Genomic DNA, 25,659 nt, shown 5'->3' with positions numbered 1-25,659 from the left:
CGGGGCGTCCTCATCGGCGCCGGTAGTAGTCCCGCCAGATGAGCCGATGGATCGGGATCCAGGTCGGTAGTGATCGCAAGCCGGGGATGAGTGGTACGAGCGCGAGTAAGACGGTGAGTAGGAGCATGATGCCGACGACGACGAGGTCGGCGTTGGGTAGGGCGCCGATGACTGGGACTTGGTACCAGAAGGAGAACAGCCAGAGCCAGGATTGGCCGGGGTAGTTGCCGGTCTCGTTCATCACGCCCCACTGGTCGCCGGTGAGGTGCTGTGTTGCGGCGAGGGCGGGGAAGTAGGCGCCGTCGCCGAGGAACAGGATGCTGCGGGTGAAGTCGGTGTTGAAGAAGCCGCCCTCGGACTGGATCGCTCCGTCCAGGGAGCCGCTGCGTGCTGCGGCGAGGACGGCGGCGGTGAGGGCGGGAGCCGGACCATAGTTGCCCGCCTTGACGGCGGATGGCCGGGCGCCGGGCGCCTTCGCGAGGGCGTCGGAGTATGCCGTCGCCCAGGCCGTGCGGGTGGCCGGGGTGGCGGTGTTCCACGTCGTCAGCGCGCTGCCTGCGAGGTGCAGGGTGCCGAGCGGTCGGGTGACGAAGGCTCGGGCGGGATCGATCGGGATTCGCTGTCCGGACAAACTCTGCAGGTCGAGGGGCCCGAGCGTTTGCGTCGCCCCGGTTGTGGACGAGTACGGGGGGCCGTAGGTCGCGGTGCCGGAGGTGCCGGCGAGTTCCGACGCTGCCGTGGCGACGAAGTCGTTCGGGGCGGCGCTCGCCCAGCTCTTCAGGGTGACGCTGGGCTCGTCGGGGGACCCGGCGATTCCGGCGAGTCCGAGGACGAGCACGCCCACGACGATGATCCCGACGGTCAGTTCTTTGAAGAGGTCGTACTCGCGTTGTGCTCCTCGCCAGGGACGGGAGTCGATCGTGGTCCGCGCGCTCGGCTTGGGGGAGGCGGTCATCGCGAATCTCCGTTCGTGGTGGCCTCGACGAGGAGTTCGGGCAGCAGTTGCGCGTCGGTCTCCGCCGACTCGAGGGGCGGAACGACTCCGTGCATCCGCACGAGGACGACATGGAGCGCGACGATGGCGCCGACCGCGATGGGGAGCAGGGTGATGTGCCACATGAACATCTGCCCGAAGTCCGCGACGTTGAACCAGGCCCCGATGCCAGTCGCGTTCAGGGCGTCCTTCGCTTCGAAAGCGATCCACTGTCCGTCGAAATTCGTCTGGACGAGGTATCCGGTAAAAGCAGCGACGATCGAGACGGCGAACGAGACGACCCCGCTGATCCAGGTGAGCACGCGATTGCCGCGCCACGCGGCCATCCAGAACTTGCCCCACAGGTGGATGACCATGAAGAGGAAGAACAGCTCGACGGACCACAGATGGGTGCTGTTGATGAAATGCCCCAGCGCCGACAGGTGATACCACGCCGGCCCGTTCAGGGCGAGGACCAGCCCGGAGGCGATCACGAACACGAGAGAGGCGATCGCGCCCATGCCGAAGACGTAGATCCAGGACGCGACGTAGCTGGGCTGCTCGTTCGGCAGCAGCTTGTCGGCAGGGAGCCGCTCGAGCAGCAGACGCCGCGCTCGACCGGTCCAAGACCGGTCATGCTCGAGAACGTCCTCAACCTGCACCGTAGGGATCGGTGCCGGTTCCCCACCAAGGTCGGGCTGCACTGGAGTGTCCGCGGTCGTCATCGGCCGCGCCGCCCACGCGGGAACGGGAGCACCAGAGCGAGGAGGAACAGCACGAGCATCACCAGGATCACGATCAGGTTGCCGACCTGGATGCCGAAAACCCCCCACGACAAGAACACCCCAACTGACGCAGCGGACAGTACCGACACTTCGACCTCCCAGCCATCGATGATGCGACCGACGCTAAGTCGAGGACTGGCAACTCCTTAGGGCCAAACGTCCCGCCCCTAGACCTGACATTGGCGGGAAAGCGGCCGGCGCGAGTGCAGTAGCGGCCGAGAGGGGGCGCCCAACGCGGACACCGGATCCCGCGGAGAGCACCGCACTTCTCGACATCAGGGCCGCGAGGCGCGTCGCTGCAGCCGACAGGGGCCCCGGGCAGCCGGGTCCTCGGACTCCGGTCGCGGCGGAGCGGCCCGAGCATGGTGGTCGCCATGAATGAGCAGTTGCATCAGCACGACGGGTCGCGGCCACGAATCCTGGTCGAGGTGGACCCGCCACTCGAACCGATGTGCTGGGCCAACGTCAGCAAATGAGCGTTGGTTGGCGGCTCGCGCCGGGAGGGGCGCGGACGGCGCAGTAGAGGATCGTCCCCCGTGCCTAGGCGACTGGTGCCCAATAGGCCTGCTGATTGGTCCGAGCTCCTCCGTGCGCGCTCGTTCGCACCGGCTGGCAGAAGGCCCTTGAGCAGCGGAAGTGCTGATCGAGGGCCTTCTGCGTCCTCAACTAGCGGGCGACATGTCCGAAGTAGGACGCCACTGAGCGTCATACCTACGAGAGCGATCAGCCTCCGGTGCTCTTCTCCTCGATCAGGATCCGGAGGGTCTCGGGCGCGACGCCGTCCTGTGCCATCACTTCGCCCATTGATGGCTGCTGCATGGCCGCCATGAGCGCGTCCATGTCCGCGACGTCCATGACGAGGGCGACCTTCGACGCGTCCTGGGGATCGACGAAGGTGCGGATGTTCGTGACGCCGAGCGGCCCGAAGAGCTCCTCGCGGTTCGGTGATGACAGCCAGTGGTTCTTGTCCTTGACGATGTCGTGGTGTGCGACGACGGTGGGCACGGCTCCCTGCTTCCTGGGCGCATCATCGCGCCCGGCTGCGCGAACGGTATACCTCTGGCGGGCCCGGCGACAGGGCGGGGTGGCCCTCCGCGGCAGCCCGGAGAGCGGCGGGAGGTGGCCGGGTTCGATCGGGTCGGCTTGAAGAGGAGGATCCCCTCGTTGTCAGAAGGCGGTGGCCTGCTGCCGCAGCACCGGACGATCGATCGCTGCGGTCCATGCGGCGAACGGGAGCATGCGGACCATGCCGCACTCCGGGCAGAGCAAGTAGCGGACCCCGGAGCTGAGCGCCGTTCGGAACTTCAGGCAGCAATCCGGGCATTCTGCTGCTGCCGCTTCGACATCGTCGTCGTGCATGGCGAAATGATCAGCCGAAGTCGCGCCCACCACAAGCCCCGGATGTTCCGCTGACGGCGTTTCGAGGGCTGAAGCCCAGCCCGGCAGGCCCCTCGTCTCCTTTTGCGCGGGGCGATGCGCGCTCTCGTGCCGGTGGGTGCGAGGTGGCAGGAAGGACGTCCGTTTCGCGCTGCGCAGACTGAAGAAGCCGTAGATCGACACCAGAGCTACAGCGCCTCAGCCAGCACCCTTCGGGCCGAACCCTTGACGACCGAGGAGTGGAACCACGTCGGGGGCCGGGTTCCGAACACCAGGCGTGCCGTGGCGTCCAGCACCGCCCTGGCCTTCTCGCATCCGCTGGTTCACACGCCGTGATGGGGTGATCCTCCCCAGCGATCACCGCGAGCAGCGGCGCGTGCGTGCTCGCGGCGATCAGCGCCGCTTGACGGAAGGCGGCCTCGGAGCCGACTGATCCGTCCACGCCGACGATCACCGGAGCCGACTCCGGGATCAGGCCGGGCGGCCGGGGTTCGTGCGCTCCCGGTGGAGCGGTCTCCGGTCCGCTGCCGTCGCTTCGTTGCCCCACCGATCGGGGTTCGGCTGCATCTCCATCATCGACGGATCACGCTGGCCGGACGATCGAGTCCTGCCGCCACGCGCAGACGACTGCGTCCGCGGTCGGGGAAGCAGCTCCCAGCAGCGCGCGGACGGACTGCGATGCGATGAGCGAGTCGACCCGCTTGATCGCAGCCGACGGCTATCAGGCGGCGTCCTCAAGGAGCACGGGCTCCGCGCCGCCGACCTTCGCCGGCTCCTCGTGGAAGACGAGCACCGGGCACGTGGCGTGCTCGGCGCACGCCTCGCTCACCGAGCCGAGGAGCAGTCCGGTGAAGCCGCCGTGGCCGCGGCTGCCGACGATGAGCATCTCCGCGCCCCGGCTCTCGTCGATGAGGATCTGGGCGGCTCGGCCCTCGCGCACGAGGCCCCGGAATCCGGTGGGCGGCGAGTCGCCGAAGACCGCGGCGACCGTCTCGTCGAGCATCGCCTGAGCCCCGTCCGCGAGCATGCTCGGGTCGGGAATGAACGCTTCGCCCATGTAGCCGCCGTAGAGGTCCGGGTAGTGCCACGCGGCGATGGCATGGAGGGGAAGGTCGAGCGCCGCGGCGATGCGGGCCCCGCGGCGCAACGCGCCGACGGACGAGGGAGAGCCGTCGACGCCCACAACGATCCGGGGCTCACGACCTGCGGTCTGGTTCTGCATGGCCCGAGCATCCTCCGGACGGTTCGTGCCGACTAGGGCCGAAGGTCTCCCTCCGTCGCCCGCGCCGGCCGACCCCGGGAAGGCCGGCGGGGGACGTTCGGCCCTGTTCGGGATCGCGGTGCACGGCGAGGCTCGGCCTGTGCGCCGATCGGGCACGGGACTCGGCGGTGACCATGGTGCAGACGCTCGTGCATGCCGACCGGACTGGGGCGGGACCGGGGGCTGTGCCCTTCTGGTCGATGCGCCAGGACGAGGTCGAGCAGCACCTCGCGGACCATGTCGAGGACCGCCGTCGGGGCCCTGCCGGCGGTCGGCGGGGCGGGCGGGCGCTGGCATGGCTGCGCGTCGTCGGCCGGCAGTTCCTCAGCCCGATCACGCTCATCCTGGTGGTCGCAGCACTGGTCGCGACATCCACGGGCGATCTGGTCGACGGCTCCATCATCCTCGGCATCGTGGTGTGCAGTGCGCTGCTGGGCGCCTGGCAGGAGGGTCGAGCCGCCGACGCGGTCTCGGCGTTGCTCGTCGAGGTCGCCGTCACCATCGAGGTCATCCGCGGTGGCCGAACCCTTGGAGTGATGATCGATGAGGTGCAGTCGGGTGACCGACTGTCCTTGAGATCAGGCGACGTGATCCCCGGAGATTGTCTGCTGCTGAGTTCGCAGGATCTCGCCGTCGACGAGTCGGCCCTCACCGGCGAGTCGTTCCCCGCGATCAAGGCCGCGGGGTCCCCTGTACCGAGCGGGGCCGCCCTCGCGGGCCGCACGAACTCCGTCTTCGCAGGCACGCACGTCATCAGCGGCACGGGCACCGCCCTCGTCGTCCTCGTCGGAGCGGACACCACCTTCGGTCACATCGCTGCAGCACTGAACGGGCGAGCGGACGCGACGAGCTTCGAGATCGGCGTCCGGAAGTTCGGTCTGCTGCTGCTACGGGTGATGCTGGTGCTGGTCGGCGCGATCCTGCTCATCAACATCCTTCTTCACCGCTCGCTGATCGAATCGCTGCTGTTCGCGCTCGCTCTCGCGGTCGGCATCACGCCGCAGATGCTGCCTGTGGTGGTCACGGTCAGCCTCGCCGCAGGAGCCAGGCGGATGGCTCGGAACAAGGTCATCGTGAAGCGCCTCGACGTGATCGAGGACCTCGGCGCCATGTCTGTGCTCTGCACGGACAAGACCGGCACCATCACGCAGGGCGTCGTCGGTGTCGACATGACCCTGGACGCGACAGGCGAGGACAGTCGCGCCGTCCTCGATCTTGCCGCGCTCAACGCGGGCCTGCAGACCAACTATTCGAACCCCCTCGACGCGGCGATCATGGCTCGCGCGGCGATCCCACCCGAGTCGACCCTGCTCGGCGAGGTGCCCTACGACTTCCTCCGGAAGCGACTCTCGGTTGTGACGACGGTCGCCGGCGCGCGGACCATCATCACGAAAGGAGCCCTGGACTCGGTGCTGGGGTGCTCGACCTCCGCCGACGGGCGACCGCTCGACCGTTCCCGGACGGAGGAGATCAGTCGCCGCGCCGAGGCGCTCGGCTCGGCCGGCTACCGCGTGCTGGGTATCGCCACCCGAGCGCTGGCCGCCGGGGAGGCCGTCGTCGGTCCCGGCATCGAGGCCGACCTCGACTTCCGGGGCATCCTCGCCTTCCACGACCCGGTGAAGGAAGGAGCGGCCGACTCCATCGCGGAGCTCTCCGCGCTCGGGGTCCGCGTGAAGATCATCAGCGGCGACAACCGGAACGTGACCGGATCCCTCGCCCTCCTGCTGGGGCTCGCCGGTCGAGTCGTGCTCGGTGAGGAGCTGGAACGGGCGAACGAGGCCGAGCTCCGCCACCTCGTCTCCGAGAACAGCCTCTTCGCCGAGGTCGAGCCCATGCACAAGGTGAAGGTCGTGCACGCCCTGAAGACGAGCGGCGAGACGGTCGGGTTCCTCGGCGACGGCATCAACGATGCCGGTGCCCTGCACGCGGCAGACGTCGGCCTGTCCGTGCTCACCGCTGTGAACGTCGCGAAGGAAGCCGCGAGCATCGTGCTGCTCACGCAGGACCTCGGCGTCGTCGCGGCGGGCGTCCGGCTGGGACGCCACACCTTCGCCAACACCTTGAAGTACGTGCGGGTCGCGGCGAGCTCCAACTTCGGGAACATCCTCAGCATGGTCATCGCGGCCGCGGTGCTGCCGTTCCTGCCGATGCTGCCGGCGCAGATCCTGCTGCTGAACTTCCTGGCCGACATCCCGAACACACTCGTCTCCCGCGACCGCGTCGACACCGAGCGGGTCGCCGTCGCCGGCGCCTGGAACATGCGCTCCATCACCAGGTTCATGGTGACGTTCGGGGCGGTGAGCACGGTCTTCGATCTGATCACCTTCGCCGTCCTGGAGTGGGGCCTGAGCGCCCACGCCACGCTGTTCCACACGGCGTGGTTCGTCGAGTCCGCGATAACCCAGCTCGTCGCCATGATGACGCTCCGGACCGGTCGTCCTGCATGGAGGAGCCGGCCGGACTCGGTGTTCCTCGCCGTCAGCGTCGCGGTGGCCGCGGTGACCTGCGCCCTTCCCTTCACCGTCCTGGGCCCCCTGGTCGGCTTCACACCGGTTCCGCTCGGACTGCTGGGGCTCCTGCTCGGTCTGGCGATCCTGTACGGCGTCGCGATCGAGGCGATGAAGCGGCTCGTACGGTTCTGACGTCTCGGGCTCGATCGAGGCTCAACGCCGAGATCGGCGGTCCCCGCCGGCACCCCGTAGGGGCCCGAGGCGGAGGGACCCGTATGCGAGGAGGCCGATCGGCAGAGGCGCCCAGAACTGGAGCAACCGCCATCCGATCACCCCGAGGAGGGCCGGCCCCGCGGGGACGCCGAAGGCGACGAAGGCGGGCACCATGACCCCTTCCACGAGTCCGAGGCCTCCGGGTGTCAGCGGCACCAGCTGGAGGATGCTGCCGAGACCGTAGACCGTCGCGAGGGCTCCGACGGGTACCGGGTGACCGAAGGCGGCGAGCAGCACCCCGAGTGCTGCGGCGTCGAGAAGCCAGTTGGCCGCCCCCAGCGTTCCTGCAGCGGCGAGTCTCTTCGGCTGGGCGCCGAAAGACCGGAGCCGCCCGGCCATGGTGCGGACGAACGCCTCGGCTCGGACCGGGGTGAGCTTCGGAATCGGACGCGCCATCGCGCGGACGACCGTGACCGTCCGGCTCGTCCGGCCGACGAGGGCCCACAGCCCGACCGCGGACGCGGCGAGGACCACGAGCACGGCGATGCCGGCGACCAGGTAGTAGGCGTTACCGACCAAGGTGGGCAGCGATAGCGCGATCCCCGATGCGAAGATCACCCCGAGGATGACGTTCGAACCGAGGATCTCGACGGTCGCCGTCGTGAACGCGTCGGCGAGCGGGATGCCCACCTGCCGGAAGAAGCGCATCCGGACCGCTCCGGAGGTCGTGCCGCCGCCCGGAACGGCGTGGTTCACCGCGAGGTCGGCCAAGTCGATCCGGAGCAATGTGAAGTAGGTCGGCCGCCCCGACCCGAGGACGACGGCGGTCAGCGCGCTGTACGAGGCGAGCGAGGCCGCTTCGAGCAGAGCGGCGATGGCCACGAGCCCGGGTGAGAGATGCTGCAGCGATTCGGCCGTCCGCGTCGCGGCGCCCAGCTGCGGCAGCACGACCAGCCAGACCGTCAGCGCGATCACCACGACCGGCACCGCGATGCCGACGGCGCGCCGGAGCCGCCGCCGAGACGCCGGCCGTGGCGCGGACATGCGCCCGCCCCGCGGCGGCGAGGACGAGCGAGAGCCGATGTCCGTCGTCATCTGCAGGGGGCCTCGGCCCGCCTACGGTCGAACCTCCGTCGCCGGAGGGAGCCGATCCCAGACCCAGTCGGCCACCTCGGGGATGTCCTCCCCGTGAGCGCGAGTGTGAGCACGGGCCCGGAGGCGTGCGTCCTGCATCTCCTGCCGGAGTCCGCCCTCCCGAGCGGCCAGGCCGGGAACCCGGTCAAGAGCATCGATGACGAGCTGGTACCGGTCCAGGTCGTTGAGCATGACCATGTCGAACGGGGTCGTGGTCGTGCCCTCCTCGATGAAGCCGCGGACATGCAGGTTGTCGTGTCCGTGCCTCTTGTAGGTGAGCCGATGCACCAGGGCCGGGTAGCTGTGGAAGGCGAACACGACGGGCCGGTCCACGGTGAAGATCGCGTCGTACTCCTCGTCACTCAACCCGTGGGGATGCTCCGCCTCGGGCTGCAGCCGCATCAGGTCGACGACGTTCACGACGCGGACCTTCAACGTCGGCACCTCCCGATTCAGGATGGATGCCGCGGCGAGGATCTCCAGGGTCGGCACGTCTCCTGCCGCAGCGAGCACGACGTCGGGTTGCTCGCCGCGCTTCTCAGTCCCGGCCCATTCGAGGATCCCGATCCCTCTCGTGCAGTGCTCGATCGCGGCCTCCATCGACAGCCAGTTCGGCGCGGAGTGCTTGCCGGCGACGACGACGTTCACGTAGTCGACGCTGCGCAGGCAGTGGTCGAACGTCGACAGCAGCGTGTTCGCATCGAACGGCAGGTAGATGCGCACCGTGTCGGCCTTCTTGTTGGCGACGTGGTCGATGAAGCCCGGGTCCTGATGCGAGAAGCCGTTGTGATCCTGGCGCCAGACGTGCGAGCTCAGCAGGTAGTTCAACGAGGCGATCGATCGGCGCCAAGGAACGCGCCTGGCCGACTCGATCCACTTCGCGTGCTGATTGAACATGGAGTCCACGATGTGGATGAACGCCTCGTAGGAGTTGATCAAGCCGTGGCGGCCGGTGAGCAGGTACCCCTCGAGCCAGCCCTGGCACTGGTGCTCGCTCAGCATCTCCATGACCCGGCCGGCACGCGCCAGATGGTTGTCTGCGAGGTCGATCGGCCAGATCTCGGCGTTCCACTGCTTGTCGGTGACATCGAACACGTCCTGCAGCCGATTCGATGCCGTCTCGTCTGGACCGAAGATGCGGAAATTCACCGGGTTCCGCACGATGACCTCCCGCAGCCATCGTCCGAGCACTTCGGTCGCCTCGCTCTGCGTCGTGCCCGGGCTCGGCACGTCCACCGCGTAGTCCCTGAAGTCCGGCAGGTGGAGGTCCTGACGCAGCGATCCGCCGTTGGCGACCGGGTTCGCGCTCATCCGGGCATCGCCATGTGGCGCCAGTGCGGTCGCCATCGGCACCGGCGCGCCTACGGAGTCGAACAGCTCGTCCGGCCCGTAGGAACGCAGCCACGACTCGAGCAGCCGGGTGTGCGCTTCCGAGTCCCGGGCGTTGCCGAGGGGCACCTGATGGGAGCGCCAGTTGTTCTCGGCCGGGTGTCCGTCGATGACCTTCGGGCAGGTCCACCCCTTCGGGGACCGGAAGATGATCATCGGCCATGCGGGTCGCCCCGTATGCCGTCCGTCGGCCGCGTCGGCCTTGATCTGTGCGATGTGGTTCAGCACCCGGTCCAGCGTCTCCGCGAACCGCCGGTGCACCTCGATCGGGTCTTCGTCGTCGAAGCCGCCGGAGACGATGTACGGCGTGTGCCCGTACCCGTGCATCAGCTGGAGCAGCTCCTGCTCAGGGATCCGGGCCAGCACCGAAGGGTTCGCGATCTTGTACCCGTTGAGGTGCAGGATCGGGAGGACGACGCCGTCGGTGACCGGGTCCACGAACTTGTTCGAGTGCCACGCGGTCGCGAGCGGGCCGGTCTCCGCCTCGCCGTCGCCGATGACCGTCGCGACGAGGAGGTCCGGGTTGTCGAAGGCGGCTCCGTACGCATGCGACAGGGAGTAGCCGAGCTCGCCGCCCTCGTGGATCGAGCCGGGCGTCTCGGGAGCCGCATGGCTCGGGATCCCACCGGGGAAGGAGAACTGCCTGAACAGCTTCCGAAGCCCCTCCGTCGAACGGTCGATGTCGCTGTACACCTCGCTGTACGTGCCGTCGAGATACGCGTTCGCCACCATTCCCGGTCCACCGTGCCCTGGGCCCGTGATCGAGAGCACGTTCAGGCCACGCTGCTGGATCGCCCTGTTCATGTGCGCGTACAGGAAGTTGAGACCGGGCGTGGTGCCCCAGTGGCCGAGGAGGCGAGGCTTGATGTGATCCGGTGAGAGCGGTTGCCGGAGCAGGGGATTGTCGAGCAGGTAGATCTGCCCGAGCGACAGGTAGTTCGCCGCGCGCCACCACCAGTTCAGCTGCTGCAGCTCGGCGTCGGTCGGTGTGCGCAGGTCCGCGACCTGCCAGGGCCCGCGGGCGTCGCTGCGGCCGGCGAGAGCGGGTTCGAGGAGGTCGGTTCGGCTCATCCGGCGACTCCACCATCGTCGGGGGCCACGCAGCAGAGCCGAAGGTCCCGACCGGAGCAGGCGTGCCGACCGGCATGACTCAACCGTGCCGGATCGGCTGCCGGCGGAGCATCGGGGGGAAGTGATCCCGCTTTACGCGGTGATCGACCGGAAGACCTCGACCTCGCTTCCCGACACGGGACGGGGTCTTACCCCTCGGCGAGAAGCGTCCAGCGCTCGCCGACGGTGAGGTGCGCGATCGCGGCCTGGAGCGCGGCAGCCCCGTCAGCGGCTGTCGGCGGTCGCGCGCAGATCGGTACCGGGACCGTGCAGCAGCTGGAAACGCCTGCCGCTCACGCTGTCGGGCGTGATCTCCACTGCCGAGCCCTTCTCGGTCGAGGTCCACGGCACCGGCAGAGGCACCGACTGACGCGCTGCGGGGCGCATGTCGATCTCCTCGGCGAGGCCCTTGACGATCACGCTCCACGCGACGCCGTCGCCGAAACCGTCGATCTCGAAGGTGACCCGGTTGTTGATGATCAGGGCCACCAATTTCGTGCCGGGATCGGTCCGGAAGCGGATCCGACCATCGACGGCGAGGTAGTTGACGGGGAAGATCTCCGCCGCGCCGTGCACCGTCACGGCCAGTCGGCCCAACTGCTCCAGCTCGAGATGTGTCCAGCATTCGCGGAGATCCAGGATCTGCACCGACGGCTCCGAGCGTGCCGCGATCGTTTCACTCATGGGCGTTCCTTCCTTCGAGGCTTCGCCGGTCGCGCCCGTCAACGACGGAAGCCCGGTCGTCCTGGCTACCGGTCGGTGCCAGGCACAGTCCAGCTCGGGACGGCGTCGGAAGCCAGGGCCGAAGGTCCTCCCTCGGGAGTGAGGAGCAGGACGACGGACGGCCGGGACCTTCAGCGCTGGGAGGCCGGCGGCAGGGGGGCTTCACTCGTCGGTAGGCCTCGGAGAGCGTGCTGAGTCGGGCGACCGAAGCCCACCGCGGCTCTGCGAAGGCCCCCGCGAGGCGGGGGCGGAGAAGCGATGACGGCCTGGCACGGTGAACCCGATTCCGGGGCGATCGAATCTCCGCGCTGCTTCGCTCTTCGAATCCGTTCATGCCCCGCGCGTCCCCTGCTTCACATGGCCACGGATTCTGCTCATCGGCCGCGGCCGTGACGGGCGTCCCCGGCTGTGCGGCAGTTCCTCCCCGCGACCTTCACTTCGCGGGTGCTCGAAGCGGTCGACTGCGCCGTCGTCATCCTGCCGCCGACCGGAGAGCCGATGCGTCCGACGTGACCGGATCCCCGGCGGAGGCTCCGTCGTTCAGGGGCTGCGCCGACGGGCCGTGGCCGCGAGGTAGGCCACCAGGACCCCGACGATGCCCAGCCCGGAATCGAGGAGCGGCGCCCGAAGGGACCGGGACCGCCCCGTCGAGACGGCGGTGAGTCGCCCGACACCGCCGATCAAGGCCGCCGCGATCATGCCGGCAACGATCCGGTTGCCGATCCGCTCCATGCGAGTGACCAACGGATCGAGTTCCGACGTCCTCAGGTGCAGCTCGAGGCCGTCGGTGTCCATGGTCTCCAGCAGTCGGCGCAACCGCTCCGGCAGCTCGACCCCCAGCGCGGCGACGTCGATGCCTGCACGCCCCGCTCGTGTCGCGAGCGCTCGGAGCGAGAGGTGCTTGGCGGCGAGTCGCGCCGCGTACGGGTGCAGTGCCGCGGCGAGGTTGAAGGCGGGATCGAGTCGCGCCCCCACGGTGTCGACCAGCAGGAGCATCCGAACCAGCAGCGCGAGATCCGGCGGCAGATGCATCCGGTGCTTCCGAAGGACGGTCAGCATGCGAGCGAGAAGGGGGGTCATCTGCACCTCGCCGATGGACCGCCCCTGGTAGAGGCTCATGAGGCCGACCACGTCGTCGTGGAGCTGGTCGGTGTTCCTCGTCCGCGGTGCATCGCACAGGCCCGTGAGCGCGGCGCCGATGCGGTCCGCGTCGTTCCGAGAGATCGCGATGATCAGCGCGGCCAGCCGTTCGCGGAGCGGGCCGTCGATCGTCCCGACCATGCCGAAGTCGATGAGCGCGATCCGGCCTCCGGGCTGGATGAAGAGGTTCCCCGGGTGCGGGTCGGCGTGGAAGAAGCCGTCGGTGAACACCATCTGCGCGATGGCGGCGATGGCCCGACGGACGATCGCCGGCCGGTCCATGTGAGCCGCGTCCAGCGCGTCGAGGTCGTCGACCTTGATCCCGGTGATGCGTTCGAGGGTCAGCACGCGCGTGCTGGTGGTGTCCCAGTACACGCGGGGGATATGGATCTCAGGGTCGTCGGCGAAGGCGGCGGCGAACCGGTCAGCGCTATGCGCCTCTCGGACGTAGTCGAGCTCCGCGCGCAGCGACCGGGCGAACTCGTCAGCGAGGGCCGGGAAGTCGTACCGGGCCGCATCCGGGACATATCGTGCTGCCCGGGCGGCGAGGTGATGGAGGATCTCCAGGTCCTCCTCGACGATCACGGCGGCTTCAGGGCGCCGGACCTTGACGACCACCGGGGTTCCGTCCCGGAGCGTCGCCCCGTGCGCCTGCCCGAGCGACGCGCTCGCGAGCGGTTCCGCTTCGAAGGTGGCGAAGAGCTCGGACGGAGGAGATCCGAACTCGGATTCGATCGTCCGCGCGACTGCGTCGGCGGGTACCGGTACGGCGGAGTCCTGCAGCTTCGCGAACTCCTGCACGTACGCCACGGGTAGCAGATCGCGACGGGAGGCGAGCAGCTGACCGAGCTTGACGAAGGTCGGCCCCAGTTCCTCCAGGGCTTCTCGTGCCTCCCGTGCGCGTGCTTCCGGGCCGGTCACCCGCTCACCCGCGCCGTGATCGAAGGGCATGAGATGGTCGATCCCGAGGCCGGCGATCAGCACGCCGAAGCCGTGCGCTCCGAGCACGCCGGCGATCTGCCGATAGCGGTCCCCGCGGCTCGCGGCGTCCTGCAGCGCCGACTCGTGCTCGCGGGAGCCGAGTGCGTCGCCGATCGGTTTCAGAGCCATGGCGCCAGTGTCTGCGCCGGGCAAGCGGCGGGGATGTGCCGAAAGTCACATCGAGGGATCAGGCGAGCCGGTCGACGTTCCTGAGGAACTCGACGAGCGGCACCGCCGTGATGAGCGCCACCGGCGCGAACACCGGCACCTCGAGCAGTTGCCCGGCCGTTCCCGAGTGGGCGCGGTCCGCCCGTCTTGCTGGGCCCGGTCGTGCCGTCGATACGTCGATGGGTCGGCGACTCGCCACTGCGGGGAAGAGGCGTGCCCGCACCGCTGACGCGGAGAGCGCGCAGTCGACGGCACCGAGCCCGGTGGGAGCCGACGGCAACGCCCGATACCCGCCGGCAGCAACGGCGTGTGGGACCGGGGCATGGACGTCCCCTTCCGCTCAGACCGCTCCGCTCGCGCCGACGAGCAATCCGAGCCCGTAGGTGACCGCGAGCGCTGTGGCACCGCCGATGACCACTCGCGCGGTCGGCCGCCAGACGGATGCCCGGCCGAGCCGAGCGCCCGCCGCCCCCGTGATCGCCAGGGCGATCAGGACGACGACGACGGTGACGGGCAGCCGCGCCGAAGCGGCGCACAGCAGCATCGCGATGAACGGCAGCGCACCCCCGAGCACGAACGCGATGGCCGACGCCGCGGCCGCGCGGCCGGGGCTCGCGACCTTCCCTTCGTCGATACCGAGCTCCTCGCTCAGATGCGCTCGAACGGGGTCCTCCGCGGTGAGCTCCTTCGCGACGAGTCGTGCCGTGTGCTCGGTGAGGCCGCGCGCCCGGTACAACCCCACCAGCTCCTCCAGCTCTCCGGCCGGGTCCGCCGCGAGCTCGGCGCGCTCCTTCGCGATCAAGGCGCGCTCGCTGTCGCGTTGGCTGCTCACGGACACGTACTCGCCGAGGGCCATGGAGATCGCGCCGCCGGCGAGGCTCGCGACACCGGCGCTGATGATCGTGCCGAGGGCTGGGGTGGCGCCGGCGACCCCGACGAGCACCGCCGCCACCGACACGATGCCGTCGTTCGCGCCCAGCACGCCGGCTCGGAGCCAGTTGAGGCGGTTGCTGAAGGAGGCGTCGTGGGGTTCCGTCGGGTGCGGGACCGGCTCGAAGGATGCAGGAGCTGTGCCGCCGGAAGGCGCCGCGGCGAGGCGGTCCTCACTCACGGCGTCGGCGCCGGAACCGGCCCCGGCTTCTCGGTCGCGAGCCTCGGAACGGCGACCGACGGTTGCGCGCACAGGACGATGAGCACGATCAGACCCGCCAGCGGCAGCAGGAGCCAGAACAGGTGGCCCCATCGGAACCCGGCGTCGCGAAGACGCCGCACCGCCACCGCGAGCGTCGGAAGGAGCACGGCGATGGACCAGGCGGCGGCGAGGCCGGAGGTCCGGCCGGCGGTGTCGCCCCACATCATGGCCGGCGAGGCAAGCATCATCGGCCAGGTCGGGAGAGCGTTCAGCACCGTGCTGACGATGGTGGTGAAGAGGATCCACCACCAGAACTCCGGCCGGCCCGCGCGGCCGGAGAAGTCGGCGTACTTCCGGAACCCTGTCGTGATCGCTTGGCCGAAGTGCATGTCGGTCCCCTTCTCGAAGTCGGCTCCAAGGACAGCGCATGGAGCCGCGTGCGGTCAGAGCCGAAGGTCCTTGACCTCCACCTGCCCCTCTGCCAGAACCGGTGCAGACCGCGAGCCTCAGGACTCGGCGGACCAGCAGCGGTGCAGCCCACGACCAGGAAGGTCGGACTCGCACTGGGGTCTCCGTTGCCTGGACTAGGGCATCGCAGACGTGGTGGCGGTGAAGAGGCGAGGGCTGCGTCCGTGGGATGGGGAGTAGGCAGGACCTTCGCCCCTGCAGTCGGTGACGCGAGATCGGGAGAGTGGGTGCTGAGCCGGCGTGTGCCGGGGTCGAAGGGGGTCAGCGTCCATGAGTGTTCAACCGGAGGTCAGCCGGAACGGAATGGAACACCTCGCCGAGGACGATTGCTGGAAACGCCTCGCGGGCGCCCCGGTCTGCCGCCTCGCGTTCGCACTCGACGGGAGGACCGAGATCATCCCGGTGAACCACGTCGTACTGCAGCACCGCCTGCTGTTCCGCACCGTCCCGGATACGGGGATCGACCGGGCGGTGGGGGAGTCGGTCGCCCTGGAGGTGGACGGGTGGACCGACCGCGAAGCGTGGAGCGTCGTCGTGCGCGGTCAGGTCGAGCGGGTGGCGGACGCGGACGGGATCCGGCGCGCCGAGGAGGTCGGCCTCGAGCCCTGGCCCTCTCGGGATCAACCTCCGACGGTGCTTGTCGAAGTCGTCGCGATGGAGCTTCGCGGACGACGCTTCCCGCGTCGCCCCCAGCCGGGCACGCTCTGGTACTGGTGACCCCCTCTCCGCGGGACGCCCTTGCAGACCCGCACAACCATGCAGATAGTCCCCGTGCCGCAGGTTCGCGCTGACCGTCGGTCTCGGCAGGTAGTAGGCCTCGAAGGGGAATCGGGCCCGCTCCGGGGTGCCAGACCCCGGGATGGGGGACGCCACTAGCACCGCAAGAGGTTCTCGATGGCAAGGGCCAGAGCCGCGCAGCGCCCTCACAACTCCTGTCCGACTGCTGCTGCAGTCGGGCGTTCGGAGGAGTCGCCGACGGTGAGGGGGGAGGTTCGGCTGCTTCGTCACGTCCACGCCCTCAGCGATGACGGACAGCACGGGCGGACGCATCCCCGCCTGCGCGTACAACTCGACCTCGCGGACGGCCGCTGGCACGCCGTCTTCGTGAGCCTCGCGAGATGCACGGCCGCGGCAAACCCCTTCCTGGTGCCCCTGCAGCGAGTGGTCGAGTACTCGGTCGAGCAGTGGGCGGATGAGGTGGCGGCGACAATGACCGGTGACCGGCGTGGCACTGCAGTCGCGATCGCGAAAGCGGCGCTAGCGAGCCGTGGTCGCCACGACATGCCGACCGCCGCACTGGGTATCGCGGGTCCCTCGGGCGGCCCGGTTCCCCGGCGCGGGGCCGCGATGCTCGCGCCGGAGCGCCGTTCCCACCCCGCAGCCGTGGTCATGGCCCTCGCCGGCCTGCTCGTCGCAGTCGGCTGCGCCGCCGAGGGTGCACGAGACCTGCACGCGTTGTTCGCGATGATCGGCCTGCTCTAGGAACAATTCGGGAGGCCAGGCCAAGGGGTCGGCGCGCCCGACGCTCAACCGAACTGCTGATTGGCACGCGCGATCCGGGGAGTGCCCTACGACTTCGAACCGATCAAGGCGAGTCCGAGCGATCCACACGGCCGCTCGTTCTCAGTCTGGAGAATCACTTCGAGCAGGGCCGCCTGCCCGGGTTCGACCGTGGTCCCTGCCCCAACCGCCAGGCCGAACGCCTGGGGCTTCCGGCCGTCGAGTGCCAGCTGATGCACGACTTCGTCGCTCTGTTCAGTCAGCGCCTTCCCGTCACCGTCCGTCAGCGCGAAGGTCGGATGGACATCCTGGGCGACGGAGACGCCGAGTTCCTTCTCGACGAGTTCGCTGACCTTGCCCTCCTGGCGGACGATGAGGAGGAAGCCCTGCTTCTCGGCGAAGGGGTTGGTGACGTTGAAGAAGAACTGTGCTCCGCCCCCGGACGGCAAGGGTGCTGCCACCAGGTTGTGCTGAGCCCAATGCCTGTCCTCATACGGGTCGCACACCGTGCCTGCCGGGTCCTGCGGATGGGACACGGCCACGAGCAGGCAGATATGTCCAGGCGCGCTTGCCGGGATCACTGCCGTCATGGCTGCACTGCGGGTCGACATCGCTGCCGTCCGACTGGGGACCACGCTCACCGTCGTCGCAGCGAAGAAGTTCGGGTGCGCGAAGCCGACGGTGGGATCAGCCCAGTAGACGACCACGGTCACGACGGAAGCCGCGCTTCCGCCGCCCGCGTTCCTGACGTCGATCGAAACAGTGAGGGGCTCACCCGGCTCGTAGGCGCTGGCGTGGATCGAGGAGCAGAGGTACGACACGACGGCGGTCGGGAGCGGTCGTTGCTGCCCGTCGTCCCAGGAACCACCAGCCGTGAGCGGTGCATCCCAGTAGGGGATGCACAGGTAGGGGCGTGTGTCAGGAGGACCTTCCTGGCCCTCGTCGTCGTTGCCGGGCATGGCTGCTCCTACTGGTCCGAGTAGCTGAGATCGCGGACTTGAATCGGTTGGTCGGCGACGGAGCCGACCGCGTCCCAGCACGGATGCTGGAACCCACGGTCGGCGTCGAGATCGAGGTTCACGTCGTCAACGGTGCCGGTGACGGCCTGTGCCCACAGGGTCAGGGCCACCGTGCCGGCGCTGAGGGGGCCGGTCGCGTCCAAAGCGATTGCGGGGACCGCTCCTGGGGGGAAGGGCGACGGACGCCGCGAGGGCCCCTCGATCACCGACGTCGGGTACAGGAAGTAGGTGTCTGCCGGGCTGACCTCTTCGCGGTGTGGCCAATCCTCCTCGAGTCCCCGAGTCGGCGTGGCGGTGAATTGCTCGTACACGGGCAGACCCCCGACGCTCGGCGGGTAGATGAGGCCGGTGATGGCGAGAAAGCTCTGTGCGTTCGCGAGGGCTTCGTACACCTGCGAGTGAGTGTCGTAGAGGATCCCGACGAACTGCACCGCCTGTGGTGCCTGACTGATGGCCGTCAACATCTGCGTGGTGGAGTTGGGGTTGGTGGGGTCGCGCGGGTCCGGCGGGTCCTGCTCCCACAGCTTGCTGAGCAGCATGTTGTCCCAGAAGGTGCAGCGCTTGTTGTTGCCCCATTGCACGCAGCACTGCACGAAGGCCTGGATCAGATCGATCACGATCAGGATCGCGAAGATGATGCCGCAGATCGTCGAGCCGTCGCTCTTCTGGCTGGGCTGGCCGGAGCCGGGAGCCGGTGACCCGACGGTCATCGCCATGCCACCGCCATCCTGGCCGTTCACATCGACGTCCTGGGGGCGAAGCGACGGCGGGGGAGTGCTGGGGTCGGACCACAGCTGGGCCATCCAGTACTGCGCGGGTGCGATGGGGGCGCTGGGCATCTCGAACTCGTCCATGAGCCGGAGGTGGGCGACGAGCCTCGTCCAACCCGTCTGGAGGGGCGGTATGGGCTCCGTCGCGTTCACGTCGAAGGTGTCCTCGAGCGCGGTGGTGATGAAGCTTTCAAGGTCGGCCGGCAGGCCACCCCCGCCTGCTGTTCCCTCGAGTTGATCGGCGATCGTGGAGGGACGTCGTGCGTTGGAGTCGTTGTCCAGCAGCCACCGTCCGATGGAGTTCCGCCCCAGCCGGTCTCGGTAGCGCTGACTTCGCCGCGGTCCGCCGACCACGTGGCCGAGATAGGACGATCCCGCGACGTTGGCGCCGTAGCTCGAGAGCACGCCGACGGCCAGTCCGAGAGCGCGTGGGTCCTTCGCCTTCGTGAAGAGCGTCTCCACCAGCGCTTCCGTGCGTCGTCCTGCGGCAAGGTTCGCCCAGTCCCACGATTTCGTCGGGAGGTCCGACTGTCTCGGATGCGGCGGAAGGTGACGGAAGCTCAGTGCGCCTGACCGAACGGCCTCCACCTCGGTTCGTAGCCCGGCCGCATCGTTCGACAACTGCTGAGCCCTGAGCGATGCGTTGTCGAACACGTCTGGCGCTCCAGCATCAGCCGGGTTCTCCAACGCCGACTCGAGGTCCGCACGGATCGAACCGAGCTGGTCACAGAGAGCCTTCCCCTTCTCCCACAGCGCAGCCGCCCGCGTGAGGAGATCGACCTCACTGCCGTCGCTGGAGGCGTGCTCCAAGAGATGGTGGAGCATCGCACCCGTCAGCACAGCGCTGGGCTCGTCCGTGGTGCTGGCGAGAGCATCGTTCCGCGCGCTGGTCAGCGTCGGGTCGGGGAAGTTGCTCGCCGAGAGCTGGGACACGTAGTGCTGGAGGGCGACGTAGTCGAAGTGGTAGTCGAGCATGGTTCATCCTCGAAACTGCTCGGGACTCGTCCGTCCAGCGGTTCTCCGATGGAGGCAGACCTGTTCGCTGGCTCAACTGTGTGGAGGCGGGTCCGATCGCCTCAGAACGTACTCACCTCGGGGCCGCGCGCAAGCCGGTGGTTTGGGGGGCACGGGTCGGATCGATCGCAGGGTCGGGTCCCCGCGGCCCGGCGCCGTGCGCTCGGTGAGCCGCCCGACGCGAACGCCGTCGGGGGCCGCGACCGTCGGGCCGGGCAGCAACCGGACCGTGGGGGCCTCGACCACGTCGACGGCCAGGAGTGATGTGAGCCGGGGAGGTGTGGACGCGGTCAGGCGCGCTGGAGATGACCCCGTCCGGTCGTCGACATCGGCGTCTGTGGCGTATCCCGCCCGCGCTTCTTCTGGAGTGCCGAGTCTCTACGTCGTGATTTCGGCGACCTGGGACGCGGGCGGGGGCGGTGGCTGCTGGGTGTCGATGCCGTGCAACTCCGGGATCACGTAGTCCCGCAGGTACCGCTCGTGGTCGCTGGCAGGGTCCTGCAGCATGCTGCCGAAGTGCGCGGCCATCGCGTTGGTGTCGACGCCGTCCCACACCATCACCAAGAGGTCCCCCATCGGGGTCTGCTGATGGAAGAGGGTCTCCTTGCCGACCCCGCCACGCCGGAGGAACGCACGGTGTGCCTCGCTGCGGGCGCCTGTCGAGATCTCATCGGCGAACGCCTGCCAGGCGCCCACGTCCACGATCGGCATGACTGCTACTGCTATCTGGGTCATCTTTGACCTCCACGCCGAGCGGGTTCCGTAGGCAGTCGAGGCGACAGTCGGCGAGCCAGGCACGCGGAGTCTCCACCTCGGTCGGGGAGACGACAAGGCCGGATGCTGCACGCTCCGGCGGACGGGGCGTTGCGGGGCGATACGGAAATTGCATGAGTTCGGCGCCGCCGGTGCTGCAGCGCACTCCCATAGACGCCCTAATGATCCTTTTCGAATCGCGACGATTTCCCCTGGTGCCTTCGGCCGGCGGATCACTATGGTGCGTCCATGCGACATCGCCATCGCATGTGGATCGGCACGTCGCTCGTCGTTGTGTGCTCGTTCGCCCTCGCCGGCTGCTCCGGAGCGGCGGGGAGCCCTCAGGCCACTGTCACGGTCACCGCGGGCGCGCCGGCCACGGGCGCGGCCGCGAACACATCGTCTGCCGCCCGGTCGAGTGTCGTTCTCGCGTGCTCGATTCTGACCAAGGCCGATGCGCAGGCGATCGTGGGCGCTGAGCTGCAGCCTGGGCAGGAGGGGCAGCCGGCCGAGCCCTCCTGTGAGTACGACACCAGCCCAACCGGGCCGAAGACCGCGCAGGTCCGCTTCACGATCGGCGACGGAGCGAAGAAGACCTACGACATCGACAGGAGCCTGAAGCACGCCTTCACCCGGATCCCGGGCATCGGTGACGAGGCATGGGAGGAGCCGTTCGCGATCTTCGTGCGGAAGGGCACCACCTGGTACGGCATCACGGTCGTCCTCCTTGATGACGCATCGGTCGCGGCGAAGCCCCTGCGGGTCGCGGCCGCGACCGTCCTGCCCCAGGTTCACTGACGCCGCCAGCCGGGCGCTTCGCAGAATCGATCAGGGTCCGGGGACCGGGCGGGCGAGGGTGAACTCCGCCTTGGGGAGCTGGACCCGGACCGCTCCCCGCCCTAGGGCGGCGAGCCCTCGCCCGGTCGGGAAGGAGGCACGTGCTACCCGCGGGAAGGTCGTGCGCAGGATCGTGTCACCCTCGAGCGTCTCGGGCTGGAGGACGATCCCGCGGCGCGCCGTCTTCATCTCGGCGAGCAGGGGCCACGACGAGGCCCACGTGCTCGACTCGGATTCCGCGACGATGACGTGGTCGCTGCGTTTGATCGTCTTGATGAGCTCGACCAGCGCCATGTCGGCGGGGCCCGACAGGAAATCGGCGATGCTCTCAACGATCACCGCAACACGACGCGCCGGTCGGTCGTCCATGGCGAGTTCGGCCGAGATGCGGCGCGCGAGCGCGGCGACATCGTCCGGTGTGGTCGCCGTGTCAAGCCAATCGAGCGAGTGCGGTACGGGGGAGCGGCGGTTGCCGAGGTAGTAGAGCGCGACCTCGGGGTCGAAGCGGGCGAGGCTGCGCGCGATCCCGAGCAGGGCGGTCGTGCGGCCGCTTCCCGGGGCGCCCGCTATCACGAACGCGCCGGCCGGCTCGAATCCGATCGGTGCCAGGTCGTCATCGGACAGCCCGAGCACCGGCTTCCCGTCGACCGCATCGGGCAGCTCGCCCTCCGCGTACTCGAGCGGGAGGGCCTCGACCGGCTCCGGCCGATGCGGCTTGGCGAGCGAGATCTGACTCGCGAGGTCCTCGGTCGCGCGCGCCTGGTCCAGCACGTTCGACGAGCCGCCCAGTACGGCGATCTGCGTCTCGTTCGTCCCGAACACGGCGCGCCCGGGCGGCGAGGCGTCGGTCAGCACATCATTCGGGGTGCCGAGGAGGAGATAGGAGGAGTCGTCGCTGAGCCGCAGCACGATCCGTTGCTGCACGGCGGCGAGCACGGAGGTGGGGACGCTGCCTGCCCGGTCCGCGCTGATCACGACGTGGACGCCGAACTGGCGGCCCTCCGACAGGATGCGCAGGAAGACGCCGTACAGGGCGGCCCCTGCCGCGGTGTCGAAGGCGTCCCGGAAGGCGGTGAACCCGTCGATGAGCAGCAGGATCCGCGGCGTCGCTTCTCCGGTGATCGCCCGGTAGTCGGCGATCGTCGCGGCGTTCGCCAGGGGGAACCGCACGGCTCGCTCGTCGAGCACATCGCGGATCGTTCGGAGCAGTCGGGCGCTCCGTTCCGTGTCGTCCCCCGTGATCACTGCGCCGACGTGCGGAAAGGTCGAGAGCATCCTCAAGGAGCCGCCGCCGAGGTCGAGCGCGTAGACGTGCACCGGTTCGGACGCGCGTCCAGCCGCGGCTGTCACCGATCGCAGCACTGTCGATTTGCCGGAACCGCCGGTGCCGAACACGGCGAGATGCCCGGCGATGTCGGGCGAGAACCCCGCCACCCGGCGTGCCTGCGCTTCGGGCACATCGGTGACCCCGAGCACCAGCTCGGCGTCGGAACCCGCTTCGAGGCTGAGCAGGTCGATCGTGTCCGGCAACTGATCCAGCCACGGCCGACGAGGCGCGGGGATCGATGCCGCATCGGCGGCCTTCCGGAACACGGCGACGAGCCGCGCCTGATCGGTCGGCCCCTCCTGGGCGGTCGTCGCCTCCGTCTGAGGGCGCCACAAGATCTCGGCACCGAAGCGCAGCTCGGCGACCTGGACGGCTGCGCGCTTCGGCGCGGAGTCCGTCCAGCCGCCCGCATACGCGGCCTGGAAGGGCACCAGGCGGCCGGGGCCGGTCTTGGCGATGGCCCGCCCCGGCAAGCCGGGGTCGAACGTCGCGGCAACGGTGTCGCCGACGACATCCGAGCTGTCGTGGGAGTCGGCCATCCGCAGAGCGACACGCAGGTTGGTGTTGGCTCGCAGGTTGTCACGGATCACGCCCGCCGGCCGCTGCGTGGCCATGATCAGATGGATGCCGAGGGACCGGCCGCGCTGGGCAATGTCCACGACGCCGTCGACGAACTCGGGCACCTCGCCGACCAGTGCGGCGAACTCGTCGATCACGAGCACGAGGGCCGGCGGCGCCTCCGGGTCGCCGCGCTTCTCCAGCTCGAGCAGGTCCTTCGCCTTCTTGCGGGAGAGCAGCAGCTCCCGGTGGTGCAGCTCGGCTCGGAGGCTGGTGAGCGCTCGACGCACGAGGTAGGGCGTCAGGTCCGTGACGATGCCCACCGCGTGCGGGAGGGCGACGCAGTCCGCGAAGGCCGATCCGCCCTTGTAGTCGACGAACAAGAAGGTGACCCGATCCGGGCTGTACTCGGTCGCCATGCCGAGCACCCACGCCTGCAGGAACTCGCTCTTGCCGGCTCCGGTCGTGCCGCCGACGAGCGCGTGCGGTCCCTGCGTGCGCAGATCGAGCCGCATCGCGTCACCGGCGGCCTGACCCACGATCGCCCGGAGGGTCGCGCGGCCGGTCCCACCTCCCGAGGAGACCCCGTCCCGGCTGTGGATCGATCCGTTCTGCCGCCACCGGTCCACGGCCGTGGCGGGGGAGTCGGCGATCTCGGTGCCCGTGAGGGCGAGCATCGCGACGGAGGCGGGCAGATCGCTCGCGTCGACGGTGACCGCGCCGGCGTCGACGATCGAGGACAGGCGCCGCGCGAAGGTCAGCGCCTCCTCGTGGCCGACCCGCTCCGGCACGCCCTCGTCGATCATGGAACGGCGGACGTAGCCGATTCGTGCGGAGCCGTGGCCGAGGTCGACGAAGGTGTGGCAGGCCGCAGGGAGCTGCTCCGGTCGGTCCGCGATCCAGATCGGGAAGACCCCGGCGGCCGCGGCGTCCTCGGTCAGCTGGACGAGCCGGCCGAACGAGACGGGGGCGTCAGCAGCGACCAGCACCACGACCGCGGGTAGGCCGGCGGCCTCGACCGGGGGCGCTTCCGCATCGGCGTCCGCGCCGCGCTCAGCCACCGAACGACTGTCCGAGCGACCAGCGCGGGCCGCGGCACCACGCGCCTTCACGAGTTCCTCCAGCGCCGACAGGAGGGCGCCGCCGGTCGCGGCGCTGTCGGCGAGGTGCACCGCGTCCCCGAACGGGCTCTGCGGCGACGAGGTGTGGGGCAGCCAGCTGAGCCAGTCGAACTGGGCGCTCGTGCTCGGGCCGACGATGGCCGTGACGATGAGCTCGGCAGGGGAATGGAGGCCCGTGAGCTGCACGAGCACCGACCTGGCGAGGTCGGCGGCGGCGGCCCGATCTCCCGCGATCCCGACGGCACCCGCGGACGGCAGGCTCTCGGCGAGCGGTACGTCCTCGACCATGCAGTAGTGGTCGGTCAGTGCACTGACCCGCTCGGCGTGCTCGGGCATCTGACCGCCCCCGGCCGCGGGGGTATCGACGGTGACGCGGGACGTGGCCGTGCCGACGGCGAGCCGGACCACCAGGAAGTTCCAGTGCTCGGGGCGCCTGCTCCACAGGAGCTCGTCCAAGCGCATCGCGTCCGAGATGACGTCCGCTGCAGAGGGGGCCTCCTGGCGCCTGATCTGCTGCTCCCGAGGGCGGTGGTCGATGAGGGCGGTCGAGCACGCGGCGAACTCGGTCTCGAAGCGGGCCGTGTCCGTCGCGAGCTGCTTCTTGCGCTGCGACCGGCCGTCGACGTAGCTGCCGATCATCATCAGCGGCGCCATCACGATGAAGAGCAGCGAGAACGCGTTCCGGGTGAGCGCATACATCGACATGCCCATGAGCATCGGAGCCATGAGCGAGAGCCACGGGAACCGTGGCTTGTCCCGTGGACTGGCCATCGTCGGGGCCGGCAGCGCGGTCGGCGGGAACCGGGGGACGACGCGTGGGCGTCGGATGAACGGTCGCGTCCCCCCGACCTCCTTCGGCCCGCCCGGGCCCTCGGCGAGCAGCTCGACCGCGATCTCGGTGTCGCCCAGCTGCGCCGTCTGGCCGGCTTCGAGCACGAGGCGGGGGACCACCCCACCGTCGACGAGGATGCCGTTGGCGCTGTTCAGATCGATCAGCTCGACGACGTTGCCGACGAAGACGCGGGCGTGCCGGGACGACACGAGCGGATCGCGCAGCCGGACCGTGCTCGAGGGATCCCGTCCGATGGTGCTGTCGCCGAAGCGAAGGGGGAACTCCATGCCCTGGTCGGGTCCGCGGATGACCCGCAGCACGGCGGCCGTCCCGCGAGGATCGGTGCGTTCAGATTCCGCGACGGCGACACGGACGAAGTAGCCGGAGCCGATGGCGGCCTCGGACAGTGGCTTCTCGGGTGGGAGCGCCACTTCGTGGGCGAACGACGGTGCGGTCACCGCGAGGGTGAGCCGCGGCAGAGCGGACTCCCGCGCGGGCGGCTGGCGCGGATCGGCGAGGCGGATCGCGCGGGCGGCGTCCTCGACCGTGGCCGCTGCGTCGGTGGTCAGCACGATGTCGATCGGTGCAGGAGCCACGTTGAGCGTGACCTTGAGCTTCATCGCC

General features: G+C 69.4%; 20 protein-coding genes. 4 read left to right on the top strand and 16 right to left on the bottom strand.

The window, feature by feature from the left end; genetic code table 11:
* Window positions 1-10: 10 nt before the first annotated feature.
* The 5 genes from JWQ92_RS11220 to JWQ92_RS11200 form a co-directional block, all read right to left on the bottom strand.
* Window positions 11-955, bottom strand: coding sequence for a hypothetical protein (locus JWQ92_RS11220; protein ID WP_297344547.1), 945 nt, complete (start codon window positions 953-955; stop codon window positions 11-13).
* Window positions 952-1,635, bottom strand: coding sequence for a cytochrome b N-terminal domain-containing protein (locus JWQ92_RS11215; protein WP_297344546.1), 684 nt, complete (start codon window positions 1,633-1,635; stop codon window positions 952-954). The genes JWQ92_RS11220 and JWQ92_RS11215 overlap by 4 nt, the downstream gene beginning before the upstream one ends.
* A gap of 846 nt (window positions 1,636-2,481) precedes the next feature.
* On the bottom strand, window positions 2,482-2,763 hold the full coding sequence (locus JWQ92_RS11210; RefSeq protein WP_297344545.1) for a hypothetical protein: 282 nt from the start codon (window positions 2,761-2,763) through the stop codon (window positions 2,482-2,484).
* A 162-nt stretch (window positions 2,764-2,925) separates the two neighbouring features.
* On the bottom strand, window positions 2,926-3,318 hold the full coding sequence (locus JWQ92_RS11205) for a hypothetical protein (protein WP_297344544.1): 393 nt from the start codon (window positions 3,316-3,318) through the stop codon (window positions 2,926-2,928).
* Between the two features lie 538 nt (window positions 3,319-3,856).
* Window positions 3,857-4,357, bottom strand: coding sequence for a universal stress protein (locus JWQ92_RS11200; protein WP_297344543.1), 501 nt, complete (start codon window positions 4,355-4,357; stop codon window positions 3,857-3,859).
* Between the two features lie 239 nt (window positions 4,358-4,596).
* Between JWQ92_RS11200 and mgtA the strand changes: the two genes are divergently transcribed.
* On the top strand, window positions 4,597-7,038 hold the full coding sequence (mgtA, locus tag JWQ92_RS11195) for a magnesium-translocating P-type ATPase (protein WP_297344542.1): 2,442 nt from the start codon (window positions 4,597-4,599) through the stop codon (window positions 7,036-7,038).
* 21 nt (window positions 7,039-7,059) lie between these two features.
* Here mgtA and JWQ92_RS11190 read toward each other — a convergent pair whose 3' ends face one another.
* The 7 genes from JWQ92_RS11190 to JWQ92_RS11160 form a co-directional block, all read right to left on the bottom strand.
* Entirely contained in the window at window positions 7,060-8,103 is a 1,044-nt protein-coding gene (locus JWQ92_RS11190) for a lysylphosphatidylglycerol synthase transmembrane domain-containing protein (RefSeq protein ID WP_297344541.1), read from the bottom strand.
* A 72-nt stretch (window positions 8,104-8,175) separates the two neighbouring features.
* Window positions 8,176-10,653 carry a phosphoketolase gene (locus tag JWQ92_RS11185; RefSeq protein ID WP_297344540.1) on the bottom strand — a complete coding sequence of 826 codons (2,478 nt, stop codon included), beginning with the start codon at window positions 10,651-10,653 and terminating at the stop codon, window positions 8,176-8,178.
* A gap of 264 nt (window positions 10,654-10,917) precedes the next feature.
* Window positions 10,918-11,418 carry a pyridoxamine 5'-phosphate oxidase family protein gene (locus tag JWQ92_RS11180; protein WP_297344539.1) on the bottom strand — a complete coding sequence of 167 codons (501 nt, stop codon included), beginning with the start codon at window positions 11,416-11,418 and terminating at the stop codon, window positions 10,918-10,920.
* Between the two features lie 537 nt (window positions 11,419-11,955).
* Window positions 11,956-13,665 (bottom strand): AarF/UbiB family protein, encoded by a 1,710-nt coding sequence (locus tag JWQ92_RS11175; protein ID WP_297344538.1) that lies wholly within the window; start codon window positions 13,663-13,665, stop codon window positions 11,956-11,958.
* 58 nt (window positions 13,666-13,723) lie between these two features.
* On the bottom strand, window positions 13,724-13,984 hold the full coding sequence (locus tag JWQ92_RS11170; protein ID WP_297344537.1) for a hypothetical protein: 261 nt from the start codon (window positions 13,982-13,984) through the stop codon (window positions 13,724-13,726).
* 60 nt (window positions 13,985-14,044) lie between these two features.
* A complete protein-coding gene (locus tag JWQ92_RS11165; protein WP_367276730.1) occupies window positions 14,045-14,815 on the bottom strand; it encodes a VIT family protein in 771 nt (256 codons plus the stop codon).
* On the bottom strand, window positions 14,812-15,225 hold the full coding sequence (locus tag JWQ92_RS11160) for a DUF805 domain-containing protein (protein WP_297344535.1): 414 nt from the start codon (window positions 15,223-15,225) through the stop codon (window positions 14,812-14,814). Before JWQ92_RS11160 ends, JWQ92_RS11165 begins: the two co-directional genes overlap by 4 nt.
* Before the next feature lie 382 nt (window positions 15,226-15,607).
* On the opposite strand from JWQ92_RS11160, the gene JWQ92_RS11155 reads away from it, so the two are divergent.
* Window positions 15,608-16,021, top strand: a complete 414-nt coding sequence (locus tag JWQ92_RS11155; RefSeq protein WP_297344534.1) for a pyridoxamine 5'-phosphate oxidase family protein — start codon at window positions 15,608-15,610, stop codon at window positions 16,019-16,021.
* A gap of 429 nt (window positions 16,022-16,450) precedes the next feature.
* A complete protein-coding gene (locus JWQ92_RS11150) occupies window positions 16,451-16,786 on the top strand; it encodes a hypothetical protein (protein ID WP_297344533.1) in 336 nt (111 codons plus the stop codon).
* Between the two features lie 86 nt (window positions 16,787-16,872).
* Here the strand turns inward: JWQ92_RS11150 and JWQ92_RS11145 are convergent, their stop codons facing one another.
* From JWQ92_RS11145 to JWQ92_RS11135, 3 genes are all read right to left on the bottom strand, one after another.
* Complete coding sequence (locus tag JWQ92_RS11145; protein ID WP_297344532.1) at window positions 16,873-17,763, bottom strand: hypothetical protein; 891 nt, start codon at window positions 17,761-17,763, stop codon at window positions 16,873-16,875.
* Window positions 17,764-17,771: 8 nt separating this feature from the next.
* Window positions 17,772-19,568: a hypothetical protein gene (locus tag JWQ92_RS11140; protein ID WP_297344531.1), complete on the bottom strand. Its 1,797-nt coding sequence runs from the start codon at window positions 19,566-19,568 to the stop codon at window positions 17,772-17,774.
* Window positions 19,569-19,985: 417 nt separating this feature from the next.
* Window positions 19,986-20,318: a hypothetical protein gene (locus tag JWQ92_RS11135; RefSeq protein WP_297344530.1), complete on the bottom strand. Its 333-nt coding sequence runs from the start codon at window positions 20,316-20,318 to the stop codon at window positions 19,986-19,988.
* A 291-nt stretch (window positions 20,319-20,609) separates the two neighbouring features.
* Between JWQ92_RS11135 and JWQ92_RS11130 the strand changes: the two genes are divergently transcribed.
* A complete protein-coding gene (locus JWQ92_RS11130; RefSeq protein ID WP_297344529.1) occupies window positions 20,610-21,158 on the top strand; it encodes a hypothetical protein in 549 nt (182 codons plus the stop codon).
* A gap of 30 nt (window positions 21,159-21,188) precedes the next feature.
* Here the strand turns inward: JWQ92_RS11130 and JWQ92_RS11125 are convergent, their stop codons facing one another.
* Entirely contained in the window at window positions 21,189-25,655 is a 4,467-nt protein-coding gene (locus JWQ92_RS11125; RefSeq protein ID WP_297344528.1) for an FtsK/SpoIIIE domain-containing protein, read from the bottom strand.
* Between the last annotated feature and the right edge of the window lie 4 nt (window positions 25,656-25,659).

Origin of the sequence: Amnibacterium sp., from assembly GCF_025463795.1 — a bacterium.
Taxonomy (GTDB): domain Bacteria; phylum Actinomycetota; class Actinomycetes; order Actinomycetales; family Microbacteriaceae; genus Amnibacterium.
This window is presented reverse-complemented; position numbering and strand designations above follow the sequence as displayed.

Coding starts and splice junctions, on each gene's coding strand:
- JWQ92_RS11220 (WP_297344547.1), bottom strand. CDS start 955: ATGACCGCCTCCCCCAAGCCGAGCGCGCGGACCACGATCGACTCCCGT.
- JWQ92_RS11200 (WP_297344543.1), bottom strand. CDS start 4,357: ATGCAGAACCAGACCGCAGGTCGTGAGCCCCGGATCGTTGTGGGCGTC.
- mgtA (WP_297344542.1), top strand. CDS start 4,597: ATGCGCCAGGACGAGGTCGAGCAGCACCTCGCGGACCATGTCGAGGAC.
- JWQ92_RS11190 (WP_297344541.1), bottom strand. CDS start 8,103: ATGTCCGCGCCACGGCCGGCGTCTCGGCGGCGGCTCCGGCGCGCCGTC.
- JWQ92_RS11185 (WP_297344540.1), bottom strand. CDS start 10,653: ATGAGCCGAACCGACCTCCTCGAACCCGCTCTCGCCGGCCGCAGCGAC.
- JWQ92_RS11175 (WP_297344538.1), bottom strand. CDS start 13,665: ATGGCTCTGAAACCGATCGGCGACGCACTCGGCTCCCGCGAGCACGAG.
- JWQ92_RS11160 (WP_297344535.1), bottom strand. CDS start 15,225: ATGCACTTCGGCCAAGCGATCACGACAGGGTTCCGGAAGTACGCCGAC.
- JWQ92_RS11155 (WP_297344534.1), top strand. CDS start 15,608: ATGGAACACCTCGCCGAGGACGATTGCTGGAAACGCCTCGCGGGCGCC.
- JWQ92_RS11145 (WP_297344532.1), bottom strand. CDS start 17,763: ATGCCCGGCAACGACGACGAGGGCCAGGAAGGTCCTCCTGACACACGC.
- JWQ92_RS11140 (WP_297344531.1), bottom strand. CDS start 19,568: ATGCTCGACTACCACTTCGACTACGTCGCCCTCCAGCACTACGTGTCC.
- JWQ92_RS11135 (WP_297344530.1), bottom strand. CDS start 20,318: ATGCCGATCGTGGACGTGGGCGCCTGGCAGGCGTTCGCCGATGAGATC.
- JWQ92_RS11130 (WP_297344529.1), top strand. CDS start 20,610: ATGCGACATCGCCATCGCATGTGGATCGGCACGTCGCTCGTCGTTGTG.
- JWQ92_RS11125 (WP_297344528.1), bottom strand. CDS start 25,655: ATGAAGCTCAAGGTCACGCTCAACGTGGCTCCTGCACCGATCGACATC.